General features: G+C 62.6%; 27 protein-coding genes. 11 read left to right on the forward strand and 16 right to left on the reverse strand.

What is annotated here, in order from left to right:
- Nucleotides 1-1,055: dihydroxy-acid dehydratase (locus tag RWT78_RS16085; protein WP_314676616.1), on the forward strand; the 1,055-nt coding region annotated here is incomplete at its 5' end.
- 13 nt (nt 1,056-1,068) lie between these two features.
- Here RWT78_RS16085 and RWT78_RS16090 read toward each other — a convergent pair.
- Together RWT78_RS16090 and RWT78_RS16095 are read right to left on the reverse strand one after the other, a co-directional pair.
- Nucleotides 1,069-1,725: a S1 family peptidase gene (locus RWT78_RS16090; protein ID WP_007732621.1), complete on the reverse strand. Its 657-nt coding sequence runs from the start codon at nt 1,723-1,725 to the stop codon at nt 1,069-1,071.
- Between the two features lie 74 nt (nt 1,726-1,799).
- Entirely contained in the window at nt 1,800-2,519 is a 720-nt protein-coding gene (locus RWT78_RS16095) for a DUF6319 family protein (RefSeq protein ID WP_003940205.1), read from the reverse strand.
- Nucleotides 2,520-2,725: 206 nt separating this feature from the next.
- Here RWT78_RS16095 and RWT78_RS16100 point away from each other — a divergent pair, with 206 nt between their 5' ends.
- Complete coding sequence (locus RWT78_RS16100; RefSeq protein WP_007732623.1) at nt 2,726-3,826, forward strand: adenylate/guanylate cyclase domain-containing protein; 1,101 nt, start codon at nt 2,726-2,728, stop codon at nt 3,824-3,826.
- A 4-nt stretch (nt 3,827-3,830) separates the two neighbouring features.
- Here the strand turns inward: RWT78_RS16100 and RWT78_RS16105 are convergent, their stop codons facing one another.
- The gene (locus RWT78_RS16105; protein ID WP_058226560.1) at nt 3,831-4,481 is read right to left on the reverse strand and encodes a TetR/AcrR family transcriptional regulator; all 651 of its coding nucleotides are present in this window, start codon (nt 4,479-4,481) and stop codon (nt 3,831-3,833) included.
- A 56-nt stretch (nt 4,482-4,537) separates the two neighbouring features.
- Between RWT78_RS16105 and RWT78_RS16110 the strand changes: the two genes are divergently transcribed.
- Complete coding sequence (locus RWT78_RS16110; protein ID WP_042448364.1) at nt 4,538-6,082, forward strand: MFS transporter; 1,545 nt, start codon at nt 4,538-4,540, stop codon at nt 6,080-6,082.
- On the opposite strand, the gene RWT78_RS16115 is transcribed toward RWT78_RS16110, so the two are convergent.
- Nucleotides 6,070-6,582, reverse strand: a complete 513-nt coding sequence (locus RWT78_RS16115; RefSeq protein WP_051649709.1) for an Lrp/AsnC family transcriptional regulator — start codon at nt 6,580-6,582, stop codon at nt 6,070-6,072. The genes RWT78_RS16110 and RWT78_RS16115 overlap by 13 nt on opposite strands.
- 195 nt (nt 6,583-6,777) lie before the next feature.
- Between RWT78_RS16115 and hppD the strand changes: the two genes are divergently transcribed.
- Nucleotides 6,778-7,983: a 4-hydroxyphenylpyruvate dioxygenase gene (gene hppD / locus RWT78_RS16120; RefSeq protein ID WP_054825241.1), complete on the forward strand. Its 1,206-nt coding sequence runs from the start codon at nt 6,778-6,780 to the stop codon at nt 7,981-7,983.
- A 6-nt stretch (nt 7,984-7,989) separates the two neighbouring features.
- Here the strand turns inward: hppD and RWT78_RS16125 are convergent, their stop codons facing one another.
- The 5 genes from RWT78_RS16125 to RWT78_RS16145 all read right to left on the reverse strand — a co-directional run bounded on the left by RWT78_RS16125 (nt 7,990) and on the right by RWT78_RS16145 (nt 12,943).
- Nucleotides 7,990-8,640 carry an NUDIX domain-containing protein gene (locus tag RWT78_RS16125; RefSeq protein ID WP_020909123.1) on the reverse strand — a complete coding sequence of 217 codons (651 nt, stop codon included), beginning with the start codon at nt 8,638-8,640 and terminating at the stop codon, nt 7,990-7,992.
- Entirely contained in the window at nt 8,637-9,926 is a 1,290-nt protein-coding gene (locus tag RWT78_RS16130) for an adenylosuccinate synthetase (protein WP_372447548.1), read from the reverse strand. The genes RWT78_RS16125 and RWT78_RS16130 overlap by 4 nt, the downstream gene beginning before the upstream one ends.
- A 9-nt stretch (nt 9,927-9,935) precedes the next feature.
- Nucleotides 9,936-10,922, reverse strand: a complete 987-nt coding sequence (locus tag RWT78_RS16135) for a hypothetical protein (protein WP_030537005.1) — start codon at nt 10,920-10,922, stop codon at nt 9,936-9,938.
- Nucleotides 10,923-10,927: 5 nt separating this feature from the next.
- A complete protein-coding gene (locus RWT78_RS16140) occupies nt 10,928-11,959 on the reverse strand; it encodes a hypothetical protein (RefSeq protein ID WP_209921840.1) in 1,032 nt (343 codons plus the stop codon).
- A gap of 84 nt (nt 11,960-12,043) precedes the next feature.
- The gene (locus RWT78_RS16145) at nt 12,044-12,943 is read right to left on the reverse strand and encodes a LysR family transcriptional regulator (RefSeq protein ID WP_020970785.1); all 900 of its coding nucleotides are present in this window, start codon (nt 12,941-12,943) and stop codon (nt 12,044-12,046) included.
- Nucleotides 12,944-13,131: 188 nt separating this feature from the next.
- Between RWT78_RS16145 and RWT78_RS16150 the strand changes: the two genes are divergently transcribed.
- Both RWT78_RS16150 and RWT78_RS16155 read left to right on the forward strand, forming a co-directional pair.
- Entirely contained in the window at nt 13,132-13,770 is a 639-nt protein-coding gene (locus RWT78_RS16150; protein ID WP_007732640.1) for a hypothetical protein, read from the forward strand.
- On the forward strand, nt 13,767-14,543 hold the full coding sequence (locus RWT78_RS16155) for an SDR family NAD(P)-dependent oxidoreductase (RefSeq protein ID WP_314676632.1): 777 nt from the start codon (nt 13,767-13,769) through the stop codon (nt 14,541-14,543). Before RWT78_RS16150 ends, RWT78_RS16155 begins: the two co-directional genes overlap by 4 nt.
- A 15-nt stretch (nt 14,544-14,558) precedes the next feature.
- Here the strand turns inward: RWT78_RS16155 and RWT78_RS16160 are convergent, their stop codons facing one another.
- Nucleotides 14,559-15,320, reverse strand: coding sequence for an SDR family NAD(P)-dependent oxidoreductase (locus RWT78_RS16160; protein WP_209921841.1), 762 nt, complete (start codon nt 15,318-15,320; stop codon nt 14,559-14,561).
- A gap of 199 nt (nt 15,321-15,519) precedes the next feature.
- Here RWT78_RS16160 and RWT78_RS16165 point away from each other — a divergent pair, with 199 nt between their 5' ends.
- Nucleotides 15,520-16,296 (forward strand): SDR family oxidoreductase, encoded by a 777-nt coding sequence (locus RWT78_RS16165; protein ID WP_003940546.1) that lies wholly within the window; start codon nt 15,520-15,522, stop codon nt 16,294-16,296.
- A 112-nt stretch (nt 16,297-16,408) separates the two neighbouring features.
- On the opposite strand, the gene RWT78_RS16170 is transcribed toward RWT78_RS16165, so the two are convergent.
- The 6 genes from RWT78_RS16170 to RWT78_RS16195 are packed head-to-tail and all read right to left on the reverse strand — an operon-like array spanning nt 16,409 to nt 22,072.
- Nucleotides 16,409-17,230: a MaoC/PaaZ C-terminal domain-containing protein gene (locus RWT78_RS16170; protein WP_007732645.1), complete on the reverse strand. Its 822-nt coding sequence runs from the start codon at nt 17,228-17,230 to the stop codon at nt 16,409-16,411.
- Between the two features lie 13 nt (nt 17,231-17,243).
- The gene (locus RWT78_RS16175; protein WP_003940050.1) at nt 17,244-18,422 is read right to left on the reverse strand and encodes a lipid-transfer protein; all 1,179 of its coding nucleotides are present in this window, start codon (nt 18,420-18,422) and stop codon (nt 17,244-17,246) included.
- Nucleotides 18,422-18,850 carry a MaoC family dehydratase gene (locus RWT78_RS16180; protein ID WP_219467440.1) on the reverse strand — a complete coding sequence of 143 codons (429 nt, stop codon included), beginning with the start codon at nt 18,848-18,850 and terminating at the stop codon, nt 18,422-18,424. Before RWT78_RS16180 ends, RWT78_RS16175 begins: the two co-directional genes overlap by 1 nt.
- Nucleotides 18,847-19,962, reverse strand: coding sequence for an acyl-CoA dehydrogenase family protein (locus RWT78_RS16185; RefSeq protein ID WP_003939700.1), 1,116 nt, complete (start codon nt 19,960-19,962; stop codon nt 18,847-18,849). Before RWT78_RS16185 ends, RWT78_RS16180 begins: the two co-directional genes overlap by 4 nt.
- Nucleotides 19,962-20,909 (reverse strand): bifunctional MaoC family dehydratase N-terminal/OB-fold nucleic acid binding domain-containing protein, encoded by a 948-nt coding sequence (locus tag RWT78_RS16190; RefSeq protein ID WP_042448383.1) that lies wholly within the window; start codon nt 20,907-20,909, stop codon nt 19,962-19,964. Before RWT78_RS16190 ends, RWT78_RS16185 begins: the two co-directional genes overlap by 1 nt.
- Nucleotides 20,906-22,072 (reverse strand): acyl-CoA dehydrogenase family protein, encoded by a 1,167-nt coding sequence (locus RWT78_RS16195; protein ID WP_314676643.1) that lies wholly within the window; start codon nt 22,070-22,072, stop codon nt 20,906-20,908. The genes RWT78_RS16190 and RWT78_RS16195 overlap by 4 nt, the downstream gene beginning before the upstream one ends.
- Nucleotides 22,073-22,201: 129 nt before the next feature.
- Here RWT78_RS16195 and RWT78_RS16200 point away from each other — a divergent pair, with 129 nt between their 5' ends.
- From RWT78_RS16200 to RWT78_RS16215, 4 genes are all read left to right on the forward strand, one after another.
- Nucleotides 22,202-22,660 (forward strand): nuclear transport factor 2 family protein, encoded by a 459-nt coding sequence (locus RWT78_RS16200; protein ID WP_037128648.1) that lies wholly within the window; start codon nt 22,202-22,204, stop codon nt 22,658-22,660.
- A 114-nt stretch (nt 22,661-22,774) separates the two neighbouring features.
- Entirely contained in the window at nt 22,775-23,632 is an 858-nt protein-coding gene (locus tag RWT78_RS16205) for a MetQ/NlpA family ABC transporter substrate-binding protein (protein ID WP_003940478.1), read from the forward strand.
- Nucleotides 23,633-23,644: 12 nt separating this feature from the next.
- Complete coding sequence (locus RWT78_RS16210; RefSeq protein WP_166502637.1) at nt 23,645-24,646, forward strand: methionine ABC transporter ATP-binding protein; 1,002 nt, start codon at nt 23,645-23,647, stop codon at nt 24,644-24,646.
- Nucleotides 24,643-25,150, forward strand: a 508-nt coding sequence (locus RWT78_RS16215; protein ID WP_314676647.1) for a methionine ABC transporter permease, incomplete at its 3' end; no start/stop codon positions are given. The genes RWT78_RS16210 and RWT78_RS16215, both read left to right, overlap by 4 nt.

The following is a 25,150-nucleotide window of genomic DNA, read 5'->3' on the forward strand; positions in this document are numbered from 1 at the left end:
GCGCCGCCGAGGCCATGGGAATGTCGCTGCCCGGCAGCGCTTCACCGCCCGCACCGGACCGTCGCCGCGACGGCTTCGCCCGCGAGAGCGGCAAAGCCGTGGTCGAACTCCTGCGTCGAGGTATCACCGCGAGGGACATCCTCACCAAGGAAGCGTTCGAGAACGCCATTGCAGTAGTCATGGCATTCGGCGGATCCACCAATGCGGTGCTCCATCTCCTCGCGATCGCGCACGAAGCGTACGTCCCGCTGACGCTCGACGACTTCGCTCGCGTCGGCGCGAAGGTCCCGCACCTCGCCGACGTCAAGCCTTTCGGAAAGCACGTCATGACGGACGTCGACCGTATCGGCGGCGTCCCCGTGATCATGAAGGCATTGCTCGACGCGGGACTCATGCACGGAGATTGCCTGACCGTCACCGGTAAGACCGTGGCGGAGAATCTCGCGCACATCACCCCGCCCGATCCGGACGGCAAGGTCCTGCGGGCGATGAACAAGCCCATTCACCCGACCGGAGGCATCACGATCTTGAAGGGGTCACTCGCGCCCGGCGGCGCGGTGGTCAAGTCGGCAGGATTCGAGTCTGATGTATTCGTCGGCACTGCACGGGTTTTCGAACGCGAGCGCGCCGCGATGGATGCTCTCGAGGACGGCACCATCACCGGCGGTGACGTTGTCGTCATCCGCTACGAAGGCCCGAAGGGTGGTCCCGGCATGCGCGAGATGCTGGCCATCACGGGCGCGATCAAGGGCGCGGGTCTCGGCAAGGACGTCCTGCTGCTGACGGACGGACGATTCTCGGGCGGCACAACCGGCCTGTGTGTCGGACACGTTGCGCCCGAGGCCGTCGACGGCGGTCCCATCGCGTTCGTTCGCGACGGTGATCAGATCCGGCTCGACGTGGGTACCGGACAACTCGAATTGTTGGTCGACGACTCCGAATTGGAAGCCCGCAAGAAGGGCTGGGAGCCGTTGCCGCCTCGCTACACACGTGGTGTATTGGCCAAGTACTCCAAGCTCGTGGGATCAGCCTCGGGTGGAGCAGTGTGCGGCTGATCCCAGCCCGCCGCTAGATGGGCCGGTACCCGGCGCCGACACCTCCGTGGGCATTGATCGTGTCCACGATGGAGGTCATGTTGGTGCCGAGTTCCGGCCCCAGGCACGGCACCCAGAGGTAGGCGTTGACCATCGCGACCAGTGTCGTCCCGACCGTGACCGGGGCTCCCGAATCACCGTGGTCGACGCAGATCTGAGTCCAGGTGGATGCGTCGGCGCTCAGGTCTCCCCAGACGACGCCGCAGGTCGTGCCCGTCGTACGGCCTTCCTTGCAGGCTGTGGCCGGGAAGCTGGCCGGAGCGCCGATCGAGGTGATGGTTGCCGCGCCCACCGTTCGAACTGGTGTGACCTTGCCCGGATCGAACTGGATGACCCCGTAGTCCAGGTCCGGGTTCGACTCGACGAACGTGCCGACCACGCCTGCGTCCTCGTTGCTTTCCGGGATCACGAACGATCCAGGACCACCGCAGTGACCTGCGGTGATACCCACGAGTCTGCCGCCGTTGTCGTGACCGATAGTGGTCAACGTACAGACCAGCTGATTGTCGATGATGATGCCCGAACCACCACCCATGGGCGTGGGTGCAGCAACAGCGTTGCTGCTGACGATGAACCCGAGTCCGAGTGCCAAGACCAACGCTGCCAGAGCCGAAACAATTCGCTGCAACATCACAATCTCTCCGCCGGTAATCTCCCCGCTGCAAAAAACGCATACCCCGGAAAGTGCGGACCTACGCAGCGTGTCTAGTCGGTAGCTCCGAGCGCCTCGAGCATCTTGCGTGCCTCCTCGAGCTGACGGCTCAACTCGTCGACTCGCGCTGCAGCCATGTCCCGTGCAGCGACGATGATGGACTCGACAGCCTCGATTGCGGTGGGCTCACCCAACTCGCGGACAGCTCGCTCGACCGCATCGGGTGCGACCGGAACTGCTTTGCCCGGACGCTTGGCGCCCTGTGTGACCGTCACGCTCCAGTCGTTGTCCGCGCCCGCATGGATGGTGACGCTGATGCCGGCCGGCAGTTTCTTCGCACGCTTGACGGCCGGACGAGGTGTCGCGGCAGGGGCAGCAGTGGTAGTCGGTACCGGAGCGGGTGCAGGCTGCGCACGCGGCTTCGGTCGAACAGGCTCTACGAGTGGCTCCATCAGGGGCTCGGACTCCACAACTGGTTTGGGCCGTGGCGCCGGTTTGGCCGGTGCCGCGGAGACGCGGTTGATGCGCAATTCCTCTGCCTCGAAAGGCAATTCGTCGTTGACGCCTTTGGGGCGGATCATCACGGTGTTGCCGTCCACCGACACGACTTTCGCCGAGGTACCGGCTTCGATCCCCAAGCTGGGAGTCGCCTCGCGCAGATAGACGGTGGCGCGCTTGCCTTCGGCGACAGCCGTGGCGAGCGCTGCCAGATTGTCCGCAGTGAGGTGATCCGGCGTTGATGCGGCAGCGCCGGAACGTCTACGGGGTGGCATGCGCAGGTCCTTTCAGAAGTATCTCGTGCATTTCGGTATCGACAGTGCTTTTCTCGGGGCAACTCTTGCACAAGCCACCGACGTGTTGACTCTCACCGCCCGCCTGAGCCCGAGGATCCGTAGACGGTTCGGCCAATTCAGTACTGTTCTCGGGGCACCGCGTGGAAGATGGTGGACAGAAATTCGTTGCGGCAATAAGGAGCACGGTGAGCAGTTCGGAGTCAGAGTGGATCGACGAGGTCACCGAACCCGCCCCTGCTGAATCTCACGTTGCCGAACCTCACACTGCTGATCCGGTCGACGTCGATGCTCATCTGCTCAGCCGGATTCAAGCCGACATCGAGGAGTCCCTCCTCGGCGGACCGCGCTGCTTCACGCAATCGCAGATCGCGGAATTCGCCGGTGTGACACGCGAGCGTGCCGATCGTTTGTGGGTCGCGATGGGCTTTGCCGTCGACGAGGATCCCGACGCCGTCATGTTCACCCAGCAAGACGCCAACGCCCTCAAGACGATCATCGACATGGTCAATCGAGGAGTCATCTCGCAGAGCAGTGAGGTGGCTGCCGCCCGTTCACTGGGGCAGTCGATGTCGAGGTTGGCTGAGTGGCAGGTCTCGCTGATCAGCACACACATCATCGACCAGCTCGCCGACTCGGCAGATCACGAGCCCGAAGCGATCCGGAAGATCGTTCTGCGCCTCGGCGCCGAGATCATTCCCGCTGTCGAATCTCTGCAGACGTACGTGTGGAAGCGCCACGTCGCGTCGTCGACGGGCCGCAACGTCGGAAACCCGGGCGAAGAAGTAGCGAGTCGTGTTCTGGTCGTGGGTTTCGCCGACATCGTCGGGTACACCTCGCTGACCCGCGGCCTCGACTCCGCCGAACTCAACGATCTGCTCGAGCGGTTCGAGTCCGCGTCCACCGAAATCATCGGTCGCAACTACGGCTGGGTGGTCAAGACCGTCGGTGACGAGGTCATGTTTGCCGCTGAAAGTCCCCACCACGCCGCCGAGATCGCTTTGCAGATCCAGCAGGCGGTCCTCGCCGATCACGACGATCCGCAGCTTCGGGTGGGTCTGGCCATGGGGCCGACGTTGGTTCGCTTCGGAGATCTCTACGGTTCGGTGGTCAACAAGGCCGCGCGCCTCACCAGCTCTGCTCGTCCCGGCACCGTGCTGATCGACTCCGAGCTGGCCACCCAGCTCGGCTCGGACGCCAATTTCAAACTGCGACACCTTCGTCCGCGACGAGTGCGCGGCATCGACAGGCTCGAGCAGTACGTGCTACGCCGCAATCTGGAGCCGTGAGCTCTCAGCTCGACACTCCGCGTGCAGCCAGAAAGTCGTCCACGATCTGCTCACACGCAGCCTCCCCGAGAGGCGTCAGCGTGGCCAGCTTGGTGAGCACCAAAGGTCCGACCAACTGAGCAAGTGCGACGTCGTAGTCGTACTCCCCCAACGCGTCGATCGCGTCCGGCGAGCGCAGGATCCGATCGAACGCGTGTCGGTATTGCTCGAAGACCGTCTGGCGCAGCGATCGCAATTCGGGCTTGTCCGCGGACAGGGCATCGACGCTCGAATAACCCTTCAGTTCCGGCCCCAAGCCGAGCCAGCACATCGCCGTCACCTGGATCGGTGCGCTTTCGATGGCCTTGGCCTGACTGGTCAACAACTCGAGCAACTGCGCGCGGAGGTCACCTTCCCCGGACATCTCCGGCACCGGCGGCAGTAGACGTGCAAATGCCGCGGCGAGTAACTCCGTGCCGCTGTCGAAATGGCGATACAGCGTCGCACGCGCGACGTTGGCCAACTTGGTGACGGCATCGATCGTCACGGCGTCGACGCCGCCTTCTGCCAGCAGCGTGGTCGCTGCGTCGAGCAACCTGGACCTGGAACGCTGTTTGCGCGGGTCCTCGTCGTTTCCCTGCTGTTCGATTCCCTGCTTGTCGATTCCCACCGTCACAACTTCAGTTATACCCACTTGGGGGTTGTGGAACTGCTGTTCTTGTAACGATACTGATGGTCTTGTTTCTATCGGGAGGTTTCGTGAGTAGCGATACGACGCTCGAACAGTCCACGTGGACCATCCGACAGATCTGGATGCTGACGGTCGCGTGCTGCGCCGTCGCGCTGGTCGTCGCAGCGATGGCCGCGCTCAACACGGCCCTTCCCGACTTGGCCCGCGATACCGGTGCAACACAGAGCCAGCTCACGTGGATCGTGGACGGGTATACGCTCACGCTGGCTTGTCTCTTGTTGCCGGCGGGCGCACTCGGCGATCGATACGGTCGACGAGAACTGCTCATGTTCGGACTACTCGTTTTTGCTGCCGGCTCGTCGATTCCGGTCTTCGCGGACGAACCGTCGTGGATCATCGTCTCCCGCGTGATCTCCGGCGTCGGCGCCGCATTTGTCATGCCGGCGACGCTGTCTCTACTCACTGCAGGTTTCCCGCCGGCGCAGCGTGCCCGCGCCGTCGGAGTCTGGTCCGGCGTCGCAGGATCCGGTGCAATCGCCGGACTCGTCGTCTCCGGGCTACTCCTCGAAAAATGGTCCTGGCATTCGATTTTCGTCAGCCTGGCCGTCGTCTCAGTTCTCATCCTCGTGGTGTCGTTCACGATCGTGACGTCGAAGGACACGGAGGCAACTCCACTCGATCTACCTGGTACAGCGCTGATCGCCGGCTCGATTGGCCTGTTCGTCCTCGGGATGATCGAGGCGCCCGCCCGTGGCTGGCTCGATCCGGTGGTTCTCGCATTGCTAATCGGCGGAATCGCCATGACAGCAATCTTCAGCTGGGTCGAATTACGCACTCGCCACCCACTTCTGGACGTCAGACTGTTTGCCAATCGTGCATTCGGCAGCGGCGCAGCGTCACTGACCCTGCAATTCCTGGCGACTTTCGGCTTGTTCTTCCTGATCGTGCAGTATCTCCAACTGGTGCTCGACTACTCCCCCCTGCAATCGGCGCTCGCCCTGATGCCGATCGCTGTGCCGGTGATGGCGCTGTCCGTGGTTGCTCCCCTACTGATTCCGCGTATCGGCCTTCGCGCTCTCACCGCCACCGGGGTTGCCTTCCTCGGAACCGGAATTGCACTCCTGACGCGCTTGGATGCCAGTTCGACCTATGCCGAAGTCTGTGTTCCCTTGGTAGTGGCCGCCATTGGATTGGGTTTGTCGACAACCCCCGCCACTGCTGCCATCGTCTCCAACGCACCGGACTCCAAACAGGGGGTTGCCTCAGCAGTCAACGACGCAACCCGTGAGATCGGCTCCGCCATCGGCGTTGCACTGGCGGGAAGTATCCTCGCCGCCGGCTACGGAAATCACGTCCAGCCCGCGGTCGACTTGCTACCCGAACCGGCCAAGGAGCCGGTATCCGGTTCTCTGGCCGCAGCTCTCCACGTCGCCGAAGCAGCCGGGCCGCAGGGTGCCCAGTTGGCCGAATTCGCCCGTGAAGCCTTCATCAAAGGCATGGATCAAGGAGCACTCACGCTCGCTGCGATCATGTGGGTATCCGCGATCGTTCTGGGATTCTGGGCTCCGGGTCGTCAGCGAGACTGACCGCCTCGTCGGTACGCCGGGGCCTTGGTCGTCTGCTCCGACTGCAGAGTCTGCAGGAGGGGCATCGACCGGAGCGGCACCACAACCGAGAGAACCATGACGCTGGTCGACCGGGTGGCTATCCCCGACCGATTCAGTTCGAGCAGCGTCGCTTGCAAATCCTCGTGCGACGCAGCGGCAATCCGGCACAGCACGTCGCCGGAGCCGGTGGTGGCAAAGGCTTCGAGCACACCGGGGATTGCCTCGAGTTCCGCTGTGACGGTGTCGAGCGCCCCCTGGGCGATCTGCAAAGTCACGAATGCCTGTACTCCGAAACCCGCTGCAGCCAAATTGACGTGCGGCGCGTATCCGGCGATGACGCCCGCATCTTCCATCCTTTTCAATCTCGCCTGCACTGTCGCCCGCGCAACCTTGACCTGACGCGAAAGCTCCAACGCACCGGCTCTCGGGTGCTTGTTCATCGCGTCCAACAGAGCCAGATCCACTGCGTCGAGATTCACGTCTGCTCCACTCGTCGTTCAACTATGCACATTGCCTATAAAACAGTGCCACAATCTTCGGATTCCGGCGCTTTGTCTACTTTCAACTACCTCCGTTGACTACCCAACCTCTGAAGGACTTATCTGTTTGTACTGGCAGTGCCGAACATAACTCGAGCACCGCGCTGTGTACATCGCACTCAGAGGGGACTCATCATGACCGTCGAACAGACTCTCACCGACGACGAACAGCTGGCCGGCCTGGATCTGGAGCAATTGCGCCAGTTGGTCGGCTTGGTCGAGTACGACAGCGATCACGATCCCTTCCCCGTGAGCGGTTGGGACGGCCTCGAATGGGTCGTCGGAAATGCCACGCAGACTTCACATTTCTTCCAGTCCGCATTCGGCATGGAATTGGTGGCCTATTCAGGCCCGTCGACGGGAAACCGCGACCACCACGCGTTTGTACTCAAAAGCGGGGCCGTCCGGTTTGTCGTCAAGGGCGCTGTGGATACGGCAAGTCCGCTGATCGAACATCACAGCCGTCACGGCGACGGTATCCGCGACATCGCGCTCAGCGTCCCCGACGTGGACAAGTGCATCGCACACGCCATCACCCAAGGCGCGACAGTGTTGAGCGAACCGCACGACGTCACCGACGAGCACGGCACCGTTCGCCTGGCCAGCATCGCGACGTACGGCGAGACTCGGCACACCCTCGTCGACCGTTCCCGCTACACCGGCCCTTACCTTCCCGGATACGTCGAACGGACGTCGTCGTACCGCAAGCGTGACGGCGCGCCCAAGCGAATCTTTCAGGCCCTCGACCACGTCGTCGGCAATGTCGAACTCGGCAAGATGGACCAGTGGGTCGACTTCTACAACCGGGTCATGGGATTCACCAACATGGCCGAGTTCGTGGGCGGCGACATAGCCACCGACTACTCCGCGCTGATGAGCAAGGTCGTCTCGAGCGGCAATCACCGAGTCAAGTTCCCACTCAACGAACCTGCCATCGCGAAGAAGCGGTCACAGATCGACGAATACCTCGAGTTCTATCAAGGTCCCGGCGCTCAGCATCTCGCGCTTGCGACCAGCGACATCCTCGGAGCAGTCGATGCTCTGGTCGACGAAGGAATCGAGTTTCTCTCTACTCCGGCTTCGTATTACGAGGATCCCGAATTGCGCGCGCGTATCGGAGAGGTTCGAGTTCCGATCGAGGAATTGCAGAAGCGAGGCATCCTCGTCGACCGCGACGAGGACGGCTATCTTCTTCAGATCTTCACCAAGCCGATCGGAGATCGTCCCACCGTGTTCTTCGAGATCATCGAACGCCACGGCTCACTGGGATTCGGACTGGGAAACTTCAAAGCCCTGTTCGAAGCGATCGAGCGTGAGCAGGCCGCGCGGGGCAACTTCTGAGGTAGGTCAGCTGTTTTCGGTCCACGCCCAGACCACCGCGGGTCGCCCGGTGGCACTGACCCGGACTCGTTCGTCCGTACGTTCCAGCCCTGGCAACGCTTTGAGCGTCCGGTTCAAATTGCCCGGGTCCGGACGCACACCGGAAAGCTCCTCCGCCACGGCCAGCGCGTACGACGCCGGAAACGACGGACCCAGTAGTGCCCGCGTGAATGCCTGATCTCGCCACAACAGGGTGTCAGCAAGGATCGGGCGGGTATCGGCGACTATCCGATTGTGGTCGAACGCAAGGTCCCCCGGGTTGTCCCAGCTCACCCATTCGGCCGAACCCGGCACCTCGTCCGACGAGATCACTGCCCACATGGTCACCGAGAGCGTCGGACCGCGGGGGTCGCGATTGGGTTCGTCGAACACGGTCAATTGACCGCTGACGAGGATCTTCTCGTCGGGAATTCCGAGCTTGGTGGTCACGGCTCGCCTGGCGGCGTCCTGCAACCGCTCACCGGCGCCCAGCAGTACACCGGGCAGCGCCAACTGCCCGGTGTACGGCTCCGCTTGCCGCGGAGTAACGGCAAATCGCAACATCCCGGGTTCCGGATTGCCGAACCGGAGCGCGATGACATCGATCGAGACAAGTGACTGGTCCACACCGTCCATCATGCAGGCACTGGGCATCGCATCTGACGATCGACCCGGTCGGCACCGTTCGCGGTCAGCACTACCGGCGCACCCATTTCCTCGCTCAGATACCGGGCGAAATCCTCCGGGTCGGCCGGAAGTTCCTTCGGCACGACCCCTACGGCTTTCAGGGAATCTGTCAGCGCCTGCTGGTGATCGAGATCCTTCCACTCTCCGACGGGAACGAACGGCAATCCTTCGTACGCGTGCACCCCGTGGATCGGGACGCCTGCAGCCCGCGCGCGATCCATCGCGTCGAGATGAGTAAGCGCCAAACCGTCGACGCCACCGCTCACCTCGATTGCGTAGTGCAACAACAACTCGTCGAGGTGGCCCATCCGGAATCCGCCTTGATACTCACCCGTCCCGTTGTGCAGCTCGGGCAACACCTTCGCCAGCTCCGGATCCTCCGTCGGGAAGGGCCCAGCTCCGTGTCGTGTCATGTACGTGCGGGTGACGCCGAGTACGTAACTGTCCCGGCCCAACTCGTCGATCATCGCTCGCGCGTTGGACGGCTCGACCGTCGACCACGTGGTGTGTGGGTGAAACCCCCGCCACTCGTCGAGAAGGACACCTTGTGCCCCCTCGAATACCAGACGACCACGGGCACCCAACGCGCCCAGCGCATCCGGGTCGGCGATGTCCACGACGGCACCGAATTCCGCGTACATGTCGACCATGTCGTCGATCGGCGGAAAACCGTGGCGACTCTCCGCGATCAACGGTCCGTAGAATGTGGCCAACGCCGACAACTTACGACGCAAGGAATCAGGTCGCCGGCAGTCTCCCACCGTAGGCGCATTCGCAACTTCGAGCGCATACGCCGCGGTCTCACCGATCCCCTTGCCACACGAGCCGTGTCGGTTACCGCCGCGAGCATCCTCACGAGCCCTGTTGGCGGCCACGTGAATCGGCGTCGTCAACAATGCGCGCGCGTCGATCCGTATCAAATCGAACGGATTTCGAACTCCGAGCGCTTCCAGAGCACGCGCCTCCCGGGCGAGCGCGATGGGCTCGACCAACACGAATCTCGAGAGAAACGTCGGGACGCCGGACAGCGTTCCCGAACCGAACTGCGAAAACGTGTGGTGGCACTCGCCGACCGTCACGTTGTGCGCTGCCTGTGCCCCACCGTTGAACCGGACCACTGCGGCCACACCCAAATCGGCTTGGTCGGAGCAAAGCCAATCGACGGTTGCTCCCTTCCCCGCATCTCCGAACCCGAGGTCTACGACGACGATATCGCGGTCTTCGAACGGCTCCATCATGCTCTCCTTCTATGCGAAATCAACATCGTCCGTATCGGTTCCGAGATCGTGGGGCAACCCGGCCACCGTCGCGGTGCTGCGCCCTGGGATCAGGGCGAGAGCCTTGCCGACGGTCTCGGCTTCAGCTCTTGAACCGATGTCGCGGAGATCCGCCAGTCCGTCACGCAGGTCGATGCGGTCCTCACCGATTCCGACCGTCAGCGCGATCAGTTCGCACACCGCAGCGGGGTCGTCGAGTTTGACGAAGCGTTCACCGAGCAACTTCTTCCAGTGATCCGCGATTTCCGGATCGTTGAAGTACGACGACTGATCTGGCAGAACGAAGTAGACATTCCATCTTTCTTCGAGTTCACGGTAGATCGACGAGACCGATACGTCCTGACGTACCTTGTCGCCGATCACCGAACGGATGTGACGAGCCGAGAGCCGCGGCTTGTTCAGCTCGTCGCCGATGATGAAGAGGTAGCCTTTCCTTCCGCGCTTCTCCCAGGCATCCGTACTGGTGTGGCGCGCCATGAAATATGCTGCCAATTCATAGCTTTCCGACTTCTGTCCACCACCGTTGCCCTCGAGGAAGATGGTCCGAAGCTGCTCGTCCATCGCGTTACCCGACTCGAACTGGCCGACTTGTAGTGGCACCTGATCGGAATCGGCGTCGCCGATACCACCGAACAGAATCTGCGGATCATCCGCGTATCCCTTGCGTTGCAGCAGCCCGTGCAGCTTTCCGAGCTTGTCCTGCATGATTCGAGGAACAGCGCCCATCGAGCCGGTGACATCGAAAAGCACTGCTATCGGGAGAGAATCGGGGTGCCCGGCCGAGTCCCGGCATTCACGCTTGTCAACGCCGAAGGGGTCGAGGGTCGGGTCCGCTTTCCAACTGCTTCGCGGACGCGACCGAAGCGAATCGGTGTAACCGAAATCGTCGACACCGCGTGCGGCACGAAAAGTCTTGCCCGCCAAATAGGTGTTGTCGTCCCAGTATCCGTAGCCCATGACAATCACTGTCCTTTCGTGGATGGAACGGCGAACGGACGAAATGTCCGCTGGCCATAGAGAAGATCGAGGAGTTCGTCGAACTCACCCAGTAGGTCGACCGCGTCGGGACGCAATCTCGGGTTGTCCTGCATGCAGCCGTCGGCAAACACCTTCATCCGTTCGTGGGTCTGCTCGCCCAGCATTCGGAGCATCAAATGATGAGCCATGTAGACGTCCCAGGCCGGAGACGCTCCTTCGCCGAGTTCCGGTGGGTACGAATCACGATCGGAACCGATCGTCGCCACCGGGCGGCTGCCCGTACGGGTGCCAAAGGACCAGCCGACCAGCACCACCCCGTGCCGATCAGGCTCGATCAGCACGTTCTCCGCGGTAATCGCGGTGTGCACCCAACCAGTCGCATGCGCTGCTGCCAGAGCCCGAAGTAGCCGTCGGTGCATCCACGCCCAGTCCCGTGGATCGAGGCCACCCGGATACGCCTCACGGACGTCGGCGAGACTCACAAAACCTTCGGTCAGATCGTCCAGCACATCGATCTGACGTCTTGTGCCGCTGCCCACATGGGTGATTCGATCGATCAATCGCGGGAAGTACGAGACTGCCCAACCGGCTTCGCACGAATTCTCGATGTCCGTCAGCACATTCCGTTCGGCCTCGATCATCGAGTTCGCCCGAGGGTTTCGCGGAATCTTGAGTACGACACCGGCATCGGACCGGTACAGGTTAGCGACCGAGCCGCGCGCTACCAGTCCACCCAACATGTACTCGCCCCGCTCGCCGACATAAACGGGTCGAGAATCTGCCGGCTCGAACTCCGCTGTCCAACTGCGGTAAAGCTCGTTCAATCGAGATGTTGCGGCCGAGTATCGCACCCGATCCTCGGGCTTCGCCCGGTCCGGATGAATGGCGGAGGCGAGCCGATGAAAACGACGCTTCGCAGCGCGACGGGTGTCGAGATCGCCGGAGTCTCCCCCGAACACATCGGCCGAAACTCGTGCTGCCTCGACGATTTCAAGTGCCGTGCTGATCGTTTTCATGGTTTTAGTCTAACTGACTAAAACGAAGACGGCAAGAATGCGTATTTCATCCGAGTACATGCGCATCACATCAGGACACGGCAATCACCTGGCGGCACCGAGGGCTGAAACAGCTTTGCGTAGCTCGATCACTGCCGGACTGCTGTCGCCCTCGCGGGTACACAGATCGATCGAACACTGCTCGATGTCGGAAATGCGCACGAAACTGATATCCGAGCGGGTGTAGTACTCGGCAATGGTTGCTGCCGTTATCACCACCGCCCGACCGTTGGCGACAACCTCGAGCGCTTCGTCCATCGTGCGGACCGAGGGACCGTACCGGACGGGTACACCACTGGGGCGCGGGTCCACCGACCACCATTTCACCCATTCGGGTGGTGCGCCGTCACTCGAAACCTGCACAGTCCCATCTATTTCAGAAATCTCGATGCTCGCGCGACCCGCCAGTTGGTGCCCTCGAGGCAGAGCCACCACCCGCGGTTCGACGCCTATCCGTTCGAGCACCACACCGTCGAGCACCGGCAGTGGCGGTCGCACGAAGGCCGCGTCGACGGTCGCGCTCGCCACCGCCGAAACCTGTTGGGACCAATCCAACTGGACGAGCTCCACCTCCGCATGCAACGAATCGATCACCGCACGCCCCAAACTCCCGGCAGCCCCGTTGATGAATCCGATCCGCAACCGCCTGGCCCGCCGACGCTCGAGTGCGTCGAGACCGTTCATCGCGCGAACGGCAAACTCGAGAGCGGGCCGCGCATCCGCGACGAACACCTCACCCGCGGCGGTGAGCACCACCGGGTGCGAACTGCGATCAACCAACTCGACACCCACCTGTTCCTCGAGTCGACGAATCTGCTGACTGAGAGCAGGCGCCGTGACGAACAACCGGTCTGCCGCTCGGCCGAAGTGCCCTTCCGCCACGACGACGAGCAACGAGGACACCAACCGCAGATTCAGATCTTCACCTCTTCTCGCCTTTTTCATTACCGTCCATTCGGTTGTCTTAGGCCGCTGTTCGCCAGCAAAGTGATGACCATCACGGTATCTGAACAGCGGAGTTAAGCAAACCGGCAATTGTCGAACGAAGTTCTACATGTACAGCGAATGCCACGTCAGGTCACAGTTGTCGCAGATCCGGACAGCCCGCCGAATCCGCGAAACCAGGAGATGTGATGAGCAAGTACGAGCACGAATTCGTCCACATGATGGATGGCGTCGAAAAGCAATTGGAAACCATCGACAATCCGCGGCACCAGAAGATCCTCCGAAACTACCGGCGCCACGCATTGCTCGAGGTCTCCGGTCGTTACAAGGAAATCCTCTCGCCCGACATGACCGTCGAAGAACCCGTCTACCGGTTGTTCGAAGACGGGCAGTCGATTGTTCTGGACGGCATGGACGCCGTCACCAACTTCTACCAGTCACTCGCCGAGACGGACACCCTTGTCATGTGGACCGGACAGTCCGACTTCGCGGTCTCCGACAGCGGATTCTCGGGTGAGACTCTCTTCAGTCAATTCGTCCCAGGATCGATTCTGGGAGACGGGGTGTTCGGCGCGGTGCACGAATCGGGTGGATCCACCCCCGCAGCCCCCGAACAGTCGTCGGACATCGACCCCGACGGTTGGTATCTCGTGCGTCGGACCTTGGCATTTGTCTGGCCGTACGACGAGCAGGGGCGACTCATCGGTGAGCATGTCTACGAAGATTCTGCTTCGAAAGTCGTGACCAAGGTGGACCCGAGCGAGGTCATCACGGCGGCGCGCGCAGCCGAACTGCTTGCCCCACTGCTCGAAACGCACCTGCCGTGAGCGCGCCCGTAGCCATTGTCACCGGCGCAGCTGCCGGGTTGGGCGCCGCTATTGCCGAGCGCCTTGCGGAGGACTTCGGCACCCTGCTTCTCCTCGACATCGAAGAGGCTGCACTCGGCGACACCGCAGCACGCCTGGAAAGCCTTGGCGTAGCAGTCCACACGGCACGATGCGATGTTCGACGTGAAGGTGACGTCAAGAACGCCTTCGACGTGGCTGCATCGGCCGGAAGCCCGACTGCACTCGTCAACGGCGCCGGAATCGGCGTCTTCACTCCGTTCCTCGAGATCACCGAAGACCAGTGGGACAACACCTTTGCGGTGAACACCAAGGGCAGCTTCCTGATGTGCCGCGAATTCGTGAGCAGAACCGAGGGTCCGGCAGCGATCGTCAACATCGCGTCGATCGGTGCCCGCTTGGGCGGTGACATGCTCGCGCACTACGGACCGTCGAAGGCCGCCGTGATCGAGATGAGTCACAGCGTCGCCCGGATCGGTGCGACTCGAGGACTCCGTTCGAATACGGTCATGCCCGGCCTGATCCTCACCGACATGTGGCTTCGAACCATCAAGGAACTGCGTCGACGCGATCCCTCGCTCACAGATGTTTCCGATGCTGACGTCTTCGATTCTTTTGTCGCACAGATGGTTCCGATGGGTCGAGCTCAGACGCCCGGAGACATCGCCGAGATGGTCGCCTTCTTGCTCAGCGACAAGGCTCGCAACGTCACCGGGCAGACGATTGCCGTCGACGGCGGCGCCGTGATGACCTGATCGGGTCGATGGCGGTCAGCCCCAGCGCGACTGGCCGCCGTCGAGCGGGATCGTGGCACCCGTGAGGTAGCCGGCGTCTTCGCTGACGAGGAAGACGACGGCACGACCGATGTCGGCCTCGGGGTCTCCGACGCGTCCCAGCGGAATACCTGCGACAAATGCCGCTGCCTCGTCGGGATTCTTTTCCATCCACCACTGCAACGCGGGAGTCTTGGCGTGCGGGGCAACATTGAGAACGCGAATGTTGTCCTTGCCCCATTCACAGGCGGCAGCGCGGGTCAACGAGCGCATGCCTTCTTTGATGGAACCGTAAGCGCCGTAGTTACTGGCATCCCAGCGAACCGCCGCCGAGGTGACCATGTTGATGATGACGCCACCGCCACGACTGTTCATGTGGGGGTACGACGCCTGCATCATGCGCAGGGTGGCGAGCGGCCCCGTCGCGAAGGAACGCTCGAAGTCTTCGTCGAGCACGCTCAAGAGTGGGCCGGGCTTGCAGTCGTTGGCGTTGTTGACCAGGATGTCGATTCCGCCGAACAGTTCGACGGTACGGTCCACGGCGTCGGTGATGTCGTCCTTCTTGCTGACGTCGCAGACCACCGCCTCACCGCGCGCACCGATGTCAGCCAGTAGTCCGCACGTGGTGTGCAACTTGGATTCGGTGCGGCCGGAAACGGCGATCACGGCGCCCTCTTTGGCCAAGGCCAGGGCAATCCCCTGCCCGATTCCCTGACCCGCACCGGTGATGAGTGCGACTTTGCCTTCGAGCTTGCCCATGTGACCACTCCAATGTCCGTCGACGCAGAGGTCCCTTTTGCGGGAGGGACCGGTCGATTCTGGTGACTGCCGCTGTTTGTCGTCTACACTCGACCTACAAAACAACCAAGCACTTGCTTGACCCTAAGGTGTGCGACCACGTCGCGTCAATCACATTGGGCGGCAATTCAGCTCGGCACCGCACCAGGAAGGCTCCACCGTGACACTGCCCAACCCCGTCGATTTCAGCGGACGCTCGGTGATCGTCACCGGCGGCACCAAAGGCATCGGCTACGTCATCGCCGAAACCTTCCTCGCCGCGGGTGCGAACGTGCTGGTCTGTGGCCGTAACGAGCCCGAAAACCTACCCACCGCCGACGGTCGTAGCGCAGCCTTTCGCGCCACGGACGTCCGCGATCCCGCCGACGCCGCAGCCCTCGTCCAGGATGCCGTCGAGCGCTTCGGCCGTCTGGACGTCCTGGTCAACAACGCCGGCGGCTCCCCCGACGCCGACGCTGCGACGGTGTCACCCCGCTTCGTCGAGAAGATCGTGGCCCTGAACCTGTTGGCACCCTTCAACGTTGCCCAGGCCGCAAATGCAGTGATGCAGACTCAGGACGACGGCGGCGCCATCATCAACATCGGCAGTGTCTCGGCGATCGACCCGCAGCCCGGAACCGCGGCGTACAGCGCAGCCAAGGCAGGCCTCCTCGTTCTGACCAAGGCATTGGCCCTCGAATGGGCGCCGAAGGTCCGGATCAACCACATCACCACCGGCCTGATCCGTACCGAGGCTGCCGCCGAGGTCTACGGCGCCGACGGCGGCGCTGCGGTCACCAGGACCATTCCGATGGAGCGCATGGCCGTGCCGGCCGATATCGCCAACTCCTGCCTGTTCCTGGCGAGCCCACTCTCCTCGTACGTGAACGGTGCCGACATCGCCGTCCACGGCGGCGGCGAATACCCGGCTCGCTACATGGCGACCCATCAGGACTGAATCACTCACAAAGCAGCCCCTGAGCGAATGCGCTTCAGGGGCTGCTTTCTTCGTGCGAACAACTGCGGGGCGCGACGAGGGGTCAAGCACCCCGCAGTTGAGTCTGGAGGGACTAGCGAGCGGAGAAGCTCACTCGTGCACCGGAAATCGCTACCTGATCACCCTTGGTGACCTGGAAGGCCAGGTCGTCGGGAGTTCCCCACGCAACGATGGACGGCGCCTCACCCGGATGGATCGCCGCAGCGAATCGACCTTCGAGACTGACAAGATCAGCCGGATGCACTCCGGCGACCCGAGCAAGCTCGAGTGTGCTGGCGGCCAACGTGCACAGGCCGTGCATGATCGGACGCGGCTGGTTGATCCGCGCCGCAGCCTGGGGATCGATGTGGATGTGGTGCTTGTCGCCCAGGAGCCGGTACATCGCCGTCTGGTTCTCCGCTGTGGTCAGCACACCGGTCAACGAAGGCTCGCCGGTCGGCTCCGCCGGACGTGAGGGTCCACGTTCTCCGCCGAATCCACCGGCACCGGGGGCAAAAAGTGACCAGGTCGCGACGAAGTATTCGCACTCCACCTTCACTTCGAACACGGCCGCTGCGCCCTTGTCCCACACCTCGCCGACCGAAGCCTTCAAGGTCACGTCACCGCTACGCGGAAGCGGAGCAAGCACTTTCAGCTCTTGCGAGCCGTGCAGTGCCGTCGAGGTGTCGAAGGCGCCCGCCGAACCCAGAGCGTCGGGAGCCCACTGCGCCAGCGTCAGAGCAAAGGTCGGCAGTACCCGAAGCTGATCCTCGAAGACGAGGTCCAGCTCGGTCGCCTTGGCGCCCACGGCAAGTGCGTACAGGATCGCGTCGCGCTCGGTGTACGACACGGTGCGGGTCCCGAGATCGGCTCCACGCCAATCGCCGGCGGTCTTCGCAGCTTCCGAAGTTGTCACTGTCTTTCCTCTCTCAAACAGCGCCGAGAACGAGACCGCTGGTGGGTACTGCTGTTCCGGCTGTGACCAATACGTTTTCGACGCCCTCGGGCTGGTTGGTCGACGTGCCTCGCACCAGTCGCACACCTTCGGCAATTCCGTTGACACCGTGCAGGTACGCCTCGCCGACCTGACCACCGTGAGTGTTGGACGGCAGGCGTCCACCGATCTCGAGGTTGCCTTCGCGGATGAAGTCCTTTGCTTCGCCTGGCTTGCAGAAGCCCAGTTCTTCGAGCTGGGGAAGCACCAACGGAGTGAAGTGGTCGTACAGGATCGCGGCGTTGATGTCGTCCGGTGTCAGGCCGCTCTGGCCGTACAGCTGACGAGCAACCAGGCCCATCTCCGGGATACCGGAGATGTCGGGCCGGTAGTAGCTGGTCATCATGTGCTGATCCTTGCTACTGCCCTGAGCGGCGCCCTTGATGACGACGGGCTTGTTGGCCAGATCCTTTGCGCGCTCGGCAGAGACGATGACCAATGCCTGGCCACCGTCGGTTTCCTGGCAGCAGTCGAGCAGGTGCAGCGGCTCGGCGATCCAGCGCGAGTTCTGGTGGTCCTCGAGTGTGATCGGACGCTCGTAGAACCAAGCAGCCGGGTTGTTGGCCGCGTGCTTGCGCGCCACCACTGCAACTCGTCCGAAGTCCTCACTCGTCGCACCGTACTGGTGCATGTATCGACGGGCGAACATCGCGACCCACTGAGCGGGAGTCGACAATCCCTGAGGAGTCATCCACGCATATGCCGCGCGGTCGGCGGTGCTGTCCATGGGTCGATCGTGCTGGCCAAGGCCGTACCGCACACCGGAGCGCTCGTTGAAGGCGCGGTAGCAGACCACGACGTCGGCAACACCCGTCGCAACTGCCATGGCTGCCTGCTGCACGGTGGCACACGCAGCGCCGCCGCCGTAGTGAATGCGCGAGAAGAACTTGAGCTCACCGAGGCCGCAGTTGCGAGCCACGATCGCTTCGCCGTTCGTCTCCGACGTGTAGGTGGACAGACCGTCGACCTCGGACGGATCGATACCAGCGTCAGCGAGTGCCGCGACGATGGCCTCACACGCCAACTGCAGTTCGGTGCGGCCGGAGTTCTTGGAGAACTCGGTGGATCCGATGCCGACGATGGCGGCGGCTCCCGAGAGTGGGCTGATCGCCATCAGGGCCTTCCCTCTTCCTTGAAAGCGACTGCGACGGTGCCGGATGCATGGTTGCCGAGGCTGTTTGCACCCTGCACCTTGACCACGACCACTCCGTCTTCCTTGGACACGACCTCACCGGTCATCGTCATGGTGTCACCCGGGTAGTTGGGCGCCCCGAGACGAATGGCGATGCGGCGCAGGGTCGATGCAGATCCGGCCCAGTCCGTGACGTATCGACCGACAAGACCGTTGCTCGTGAGGATGTTCATGAAGACATCCTTCGAGCCACGCTCCTGGGCCAGGCTCGGATCGTGGTGCACGTCCTGAAAATCGCGAGTGGCGATTGCCGTGGCGACGATCAACGTGCGGGTCAGCGGGATCGCCAACTCGGGCAATGCCTCTCCGACAACGACGTCTGCGTAACTGCGACCGGCAAGTACGGTCATGCGAGCACCTCCACACCGGATGCGAGCTGCGCACCCAGACGCGCTAGATCGGAGCTGGAACCACCGAGGGTGGCAGCAATCTGCTTGCCCCACAACAGGTGACGGTGAACCGGGTAGTCGGTGTCGACGCCCATGCCGCCGTGAACATGCGTGGTGCGATGCACGACGCGCTGTCCGCCGTCGGTAGCCCACCACTTGGCGACCAGTACCGAGGTGCCGAGATCCAGTCCCTCGGAGATGCGCCAGGCGGCCTGCCACAGTGTCACCCTCATCGCTTCGAGATCGATGTAGCAGTCAGCGAGTTGATGATTGACGGCCTGGAAGGTCGCCAGCGGACGGCCGAACTGCTTGCGGCCGTTCAGGTACGTGACGGCCTGCGCGACTGCACCCGAGCCGACGCCCCATTGGATTGCGGCCAATGCCAGCTGAACGCGGTCGATCAGCCACGGAACCGTGGTGCCGTCAGCAGCACCGATCAGCTGCGCGGGGGCACCGGCAAAGGTGACGTTGGCACAGATCTCCCAGTTGGTGGACTGCGTCTGTTCGAGCGTCACTCCCTCGGCACTCAGGTCGACCAGCAGCAGTGCCGTACCGGTGGAAGCGGTTGCCGAAACGAGAGCAAGGTTCGCGACGTGAGTCATCGGCACTACTGCCTTCTCACCCGTCAGAGTCCAGTTGCCGTCGGCGTCCTGCTCAGCCGTGGTCAGTGGGTCGCCGCCCGTGTACGGACCGAACTCTTCGAGACCGACGGTCAGGAATCGACTGCCGTCGGCAACTCCCGGAAGGAGTTCGGCGCGAAGGGAATCGGAGCCGAATTCGTTGACAGCCAATGCTGCAAGGGTCGTTTCCCAGATCGGCACGGCCGCAACGTGACGTCCCTGCTGTTCGAGCAGTGCGTACAGCTCGGACAAACCGAGGCCACCGCCGCCGAACTCCTCCGGCAGGGCGATACCGAGCAACCCGGTGCTCGCGAGCTCACGCCACAGTTCACGGTCGACGCGCTCAGCGGAGAGTTCGATCTCCTTGGTGCGCTCGATCGTCGCCTTGCTGGTGAAGACCTCGTCGGCCAGTGCGCGAATTGCTTCCTGCTCTTCGCTGAAATTGAAGTCCATCAGTGCTCCTCGCGTACGGCCGGCCGGAACGCGGGAAGCGTCAGATCCGGGTCGGCGTCGATCCAGTCAAGTTCCACGGGCATGTCGACCACGACATCTTCGGGCGCGATACCCACCATGTTGGCGATCAATCGGGTTCCCTCTTCGAGTTCGATTACCGCAACGATGAGCGGGTAGTCGAACGCGTCGATCTTGGGGTGGTGATTGACCACGAAGCTGTACACCGTGCCACGACCCGACGCGTCGATCGTGTCCCACTCGAGTGACCGGCACTCCCCGCACATCGGGCCGGTGGGATGACGCAGCGTCTTGCAGGACGTGCAGCGCTGGATCACCAGACGGTGCTCCTTGGCTGCTTCGAACCAGAAAGCGTTGTCCGCGTTGAGAGCCGGACGCGGACGCAGTGCACGAGGAGCTTCGGGCGCAGCAGATTCCTGAGGTTTGAACCGCAGCGTCCGCCACCGCTGGGTGCCGACAACCTGATCGTCACCGTTGCGGTAGGTCTTGAGCGTCGTGACGAAGTGTCCGACACCGAGGCCGGTCTTCTTCTCCGGCGAAATCGACTCGATGACCTCGGTGTAGTTAACGCGATCGCCTGGGCGCAGTTCGGCGAAGAACTCCTGATCGGAATCGGTGGCCACGACAGAGCTGTAGCCGGCTGCGTCGAGGGTGGCGATCAGATCGGTCCACACCTGCGACGGGTCGTTGCCCGCCATCTTGTCGGTAAAGGTCCGCATGATCCAGACCTGAAGCATCTGAGCGGGAGCGACGACGCCGTCACGACCGGTGGCGCGGGCAGCGTCGTCGTCGAGGTAGACGGGGTTGGTATCGCCCATGGTCTCGGCCCAATGCCGGATCATGGGGATGTTGACCTCGTCTGGCCCCCAGGTAGTGGGAACCAGAGTCTGGCCGACAAAAGCGTCGAGTTGCGCCGAAATGTCGCTCACTTGACCCTCTTTTCGCGAACGAGTCCCAAGCCGATGGTGCCGACCATGTCCCGCAGAACTTCGTTGACGCCGCCGCCGAAGGTGTTCACGACACCCTGACGCGAGATCTGCTCGATCTGACCGGCAAGCAGAGCGCCCGGAGACTCGGGGCGGATGCGTCCGGCGGAGCCGAGAATTCCGAGCAGGGTGCGGTAGACGTCGACGTGAGTCTCGGTCCCGTACGTCTTGGTGGCACCGGCGTCGGCTCCGGAGAGCGTGTCCTGTGCGACGGCCGCCGTCATCTTCCAGTTCAGCAGTCGCATGGCCTCGAGCTTGGCGTGTGTGCGAGCGAAGTCCTGTTGCACCCACGGGATGTCGATGGCGCCGTTTTCCTTGGCCCAGTCCAGGACCAGGTTCCACAGACCGTACGTGCGACCACCGATGGCCGCCAGGCCGATTCGCTCGTGGTTGAGCTGAGCCGTGATGAGCTGCCAGCCGCCGTTGACCTCGCCGACAACGTCCTTCGACGGAACTCGAATGCCGGAGTAGTACGTGGACGTCACCATCAAGCCGCCGACGGTGTTGATCGGTGACCACTCGAAGCCTGCATCCTCGGTGGGGACGATCAGGATCGAGATTCCCTTGTGCTTGGGGGCACCCGCGTCGGTGCGGCAGGCCAGCCACACGTAGTCGGCAGTGTTGGCGCCACTGGTGAAGATCTTGTTGCCGTCGACGATCCACTCGTCACCGTCGAGAACCGCACGAGTCTTGAGTGACGCGAGGTCGGTGCCGGCCTCGGGCTCGGTGTACCCGATTGCGAAGACGATGTCGCCGGCCAGGATGCCGGGCAGGAAACGTTCCTTCTGTTCTTCGGTGCCGTACTTCATCAACGTCGGGCCGACGGTGTTGACGGTCACGAAGGGGAACGGCAGTCCCGCACGCTGAACCTCGTCGAAGAACACGAACTGCTCTTCGATGGAGCGTCCCTGTCCACCGAATTCCTTCGGCCAGCCGATGCCGAGCCAGCCGTCCTTGCCCAGCAACTTCACGATCTCGCGGAAGTACTCGCCGCCCACACCTTGCTCGCCGGCCGCGCGACGCTTCTCTTCCGGCAGCAGCGCCGCGAAGTACGCGCGCAACTCCTTGCGGAGCTCCTGCTGCTCGGGCGATTCCCTCAGATCCATCGCTGTTCTCCTATGGCATTCATGGCTGGCAACTCTTGGCCTGGACGCTAACCAGATGCCCAGGTGGGCGCTGTGAGTGTCTCGATGAGCGGGAAGCCGAAACATGAGCGGCGTCACATAGGGTGAGATATGCGCATGGACTCCTCGGATCGCGTCGCTCTCACCGACTTGGCCGCCAGGTACGCACAGGCCGTCGACCGGCGAAACACCACTGCACTTGCGGCTCTCTTCACTGACGACGTGGCATTCGTCTTGCCGCCGGCACTGAACGGAACGGGTGCGCCGACGGAGATACGTGGGAACTCCGTCGTCAGCAGTTCGGTGGTCGATGCCGTCTCACATCTGCACTCGACCCGGCACATCGTCGAGCAGCAGATCCTCGACCTCGACGGCCCCACCACTGCGCACGGTGAGGCCTACTGCTCCGCCCACCACATCTATCCGCGGGGCGAGGGCCACCGGGACAACCGGATCGAGATCCGTTACCAGGACAGCTTCCAAAAGGTCGACGGCACCTGGCTGTTCTCGCGTCGCGAACTGGTAGTCGATTTTGCCGAGGACGTTCCGGTCATCCTGCTCGGACAATAGGTACATGAAAAAATCGCGGTGATTCTGTATCTCCTCACGGGAGGTTTACCGGGCTAGCGTTCAGCAACTGTCACGCCATCTCGGCGTGCGTTCGGCTATGTCTTGGAGATTCACATGTCACGCTCGCGCACCAGAAGATTCCTCGCTGCCTTCGCAGTGGCCGCCGTCGCAGTCGGAACCGTAGCCGCGTGCTCGAGCGACAACTCCTCCGACGAGAACGCACCTCTTCGCATCGTCGCTTCTTCGGTTCCGCACGCCGAGATCCTGAAGTTCGTCGAAGAAAAGGGCCTGCTCGGTGACACCAAGATCGAGGTCAGCGAGATCACCGGCGATCTCGACGCCAACGAGGTGCTCGAAGCCGGAGACACCGACGCCAACTTCTTCCAGCACGTGCCGTACCAGGAATCGTGGTCGAAGGAAAAGGGTGTCGACGACCTGGTCGCCGTGGCGAAGGTCCACGTCGAGCCCCTCGGTGCATATTCCAAGAAGGTCACCAACGTGGCCGACCTGCGCCAGGGCGCAACGGTCGCTTTGTCCAACAACGTGACGAACTTCGCCCGTGGGCTGTACCTGCTGCAGCAGGCCGGTTTGATCAAGCTCGATCAGCAGTTGGGCGCCCCCGGCACCGACATCACGCAGATCAGCGAGAAGAACATCATCGACAACCCCAAGGGACTCACGTTCACCCAGGTCGATCCCCCGCAGCTGCCGCGCACGCTCGACGACGGAAATGTCGATCTCGCAATCATCAACGGCAACTACGCAATCGAAGGTGGTCTCAACCCGGCCAAGGACGCCCTGGTGCTCGAGAAGGCCGAGGGCAACCCGTACGCCAATGTCCTGACCGTACGCACCTCGCTCGAAAACGATGCGCGAGTACAGAAGTTGGCCGAGGCATTGACGTCCGCCGACGTCGCGACGTTCATCGAGCAGACCTACCAGGGCTCGGTCATTCCGGCCAGCGCTACCTGATCGAGACCCGTCATGGTCTTCTCGATCGAATCGGTCTCCAAGGAATACCGCAGCGGCACAAAAGTTCTGCATGCACTCGATTCCGTATCCCTGAAAATCGAAGACGGCGAAATCTTCGGCATCATCGGCAAGAGCGGCGCAGGCAAGTCGACTTTGCTGCGCTGCCTCAACCTGCTCGAACGCCCGACCAGTGGCCGAATTCTGTTGGGCGACACCGATCTGACCGCGCTGAGTCCAGCGCAACTGCGCGACACACGCAAGCGGATCGGGGTCGTGTTCCAGCATTTCAACCTGCTGCATTCCCGTTCGGTCGCCGCCAACATCGCCTTCCCTCTCGAAGTGGCGGGATACTCTCGGGCAGATCGACGTGCCCGCGTCGACGAGCTGATCGAGTTGGTGGGCTTGGAAGACCGACGTGACGCCTTCCCCTCGCAACTGTCCGGCGGCCAGAAACAACGCGTCGGCATCGCGAGAGCCTTGGCGGCTTCACCCGACGTCCTCCTGTGCGACGAGGCCACGAGCGCCCTCGACTCGGACACAACCGATTCGATCCTCGACCTGCTCGCCGATCTCAATCGACGACTCGGTGTGACCATTGTTCTGATCACCCACGAGCTCAACGTGGTTCGACGGATCTGCCATCGCGCTGCGCTGATCGATCAGGGCCGCATCGTCGACGAGGGAACGCTCACCGAACTGGTCGCGGACCCGGACTCACCCCTCGGAGAGGCGCTACTGCCGACCGGAACGGTACGAACGTCCACGACCGGAATTCCGGCGCTCCTCACCTTTGTCGATTCACTGTCCACCTCACCCGTGATTTCCCAACTCTCACGAGATCTCGACGTCGACGTCACCGTGATCTCCGGCGGTGTCGAGGACATCGGATCCCATCAGGTCGGTCGCCTTCGCGTGGAGTTCGCCTCGCACACGGGACTCGTCAGCAACGAAGAGACAAGAAAGTCTGTCGAAGAACATCTTTCGCAGCGCGGAGTGAAGGTGACGTTCTCATGAACAAGACGTCCTGGCAGGATTCCCTGGGCGAAGCATGGGAAGCCCTACTCGACACGCTCTACATGGTCGGTGTCTCGTTCGTGCTCACCCTGATCATCGGTATCGCTCTCGGTGTTCTGTTGCACGCGAGCGCGCCCGACGGAATCCGTCCCAACCGCGTCCTCAATTCGGTTCTGGGCACCGTGGTGAACATCGGCCGTTCGCTGCCGTTCGTCATCTTGTTGGTGCTCCTCATCCCGGCAACGAGGGCGATCGTCGGAACAGCGCTCGGCGCCACGGCAGCGATCGTCCCGCTGACCATCGGTTCGGTGCCCTTCTTTGCGCGCGTCGTCGAGAACGCCTTGCGTGAAGTCGATTCCGGACGCGTCGAGGCAGCGCGGTCCATGGGCGCCACCGACAAAGACATCATCACCAAGGTGCTACTGCCCGAATCCGTTCCGGGATTGGTAGCAGGAGCAACCCTGACGGCGGTGATGCTGATCGGTTTCTCGGCCATGGCAGGTG

The organism is uncultured Rhodococcus sp. (assembly GCF_963525155.1).
Taxonomy (GTDB): domain Bacteria; phylum Actinomycetota; class Actinomycetes; order Mycobacteriales; family Mycobacteriaceae; genus Rhodococcus_F; species Rhodococcus_F qingshengii.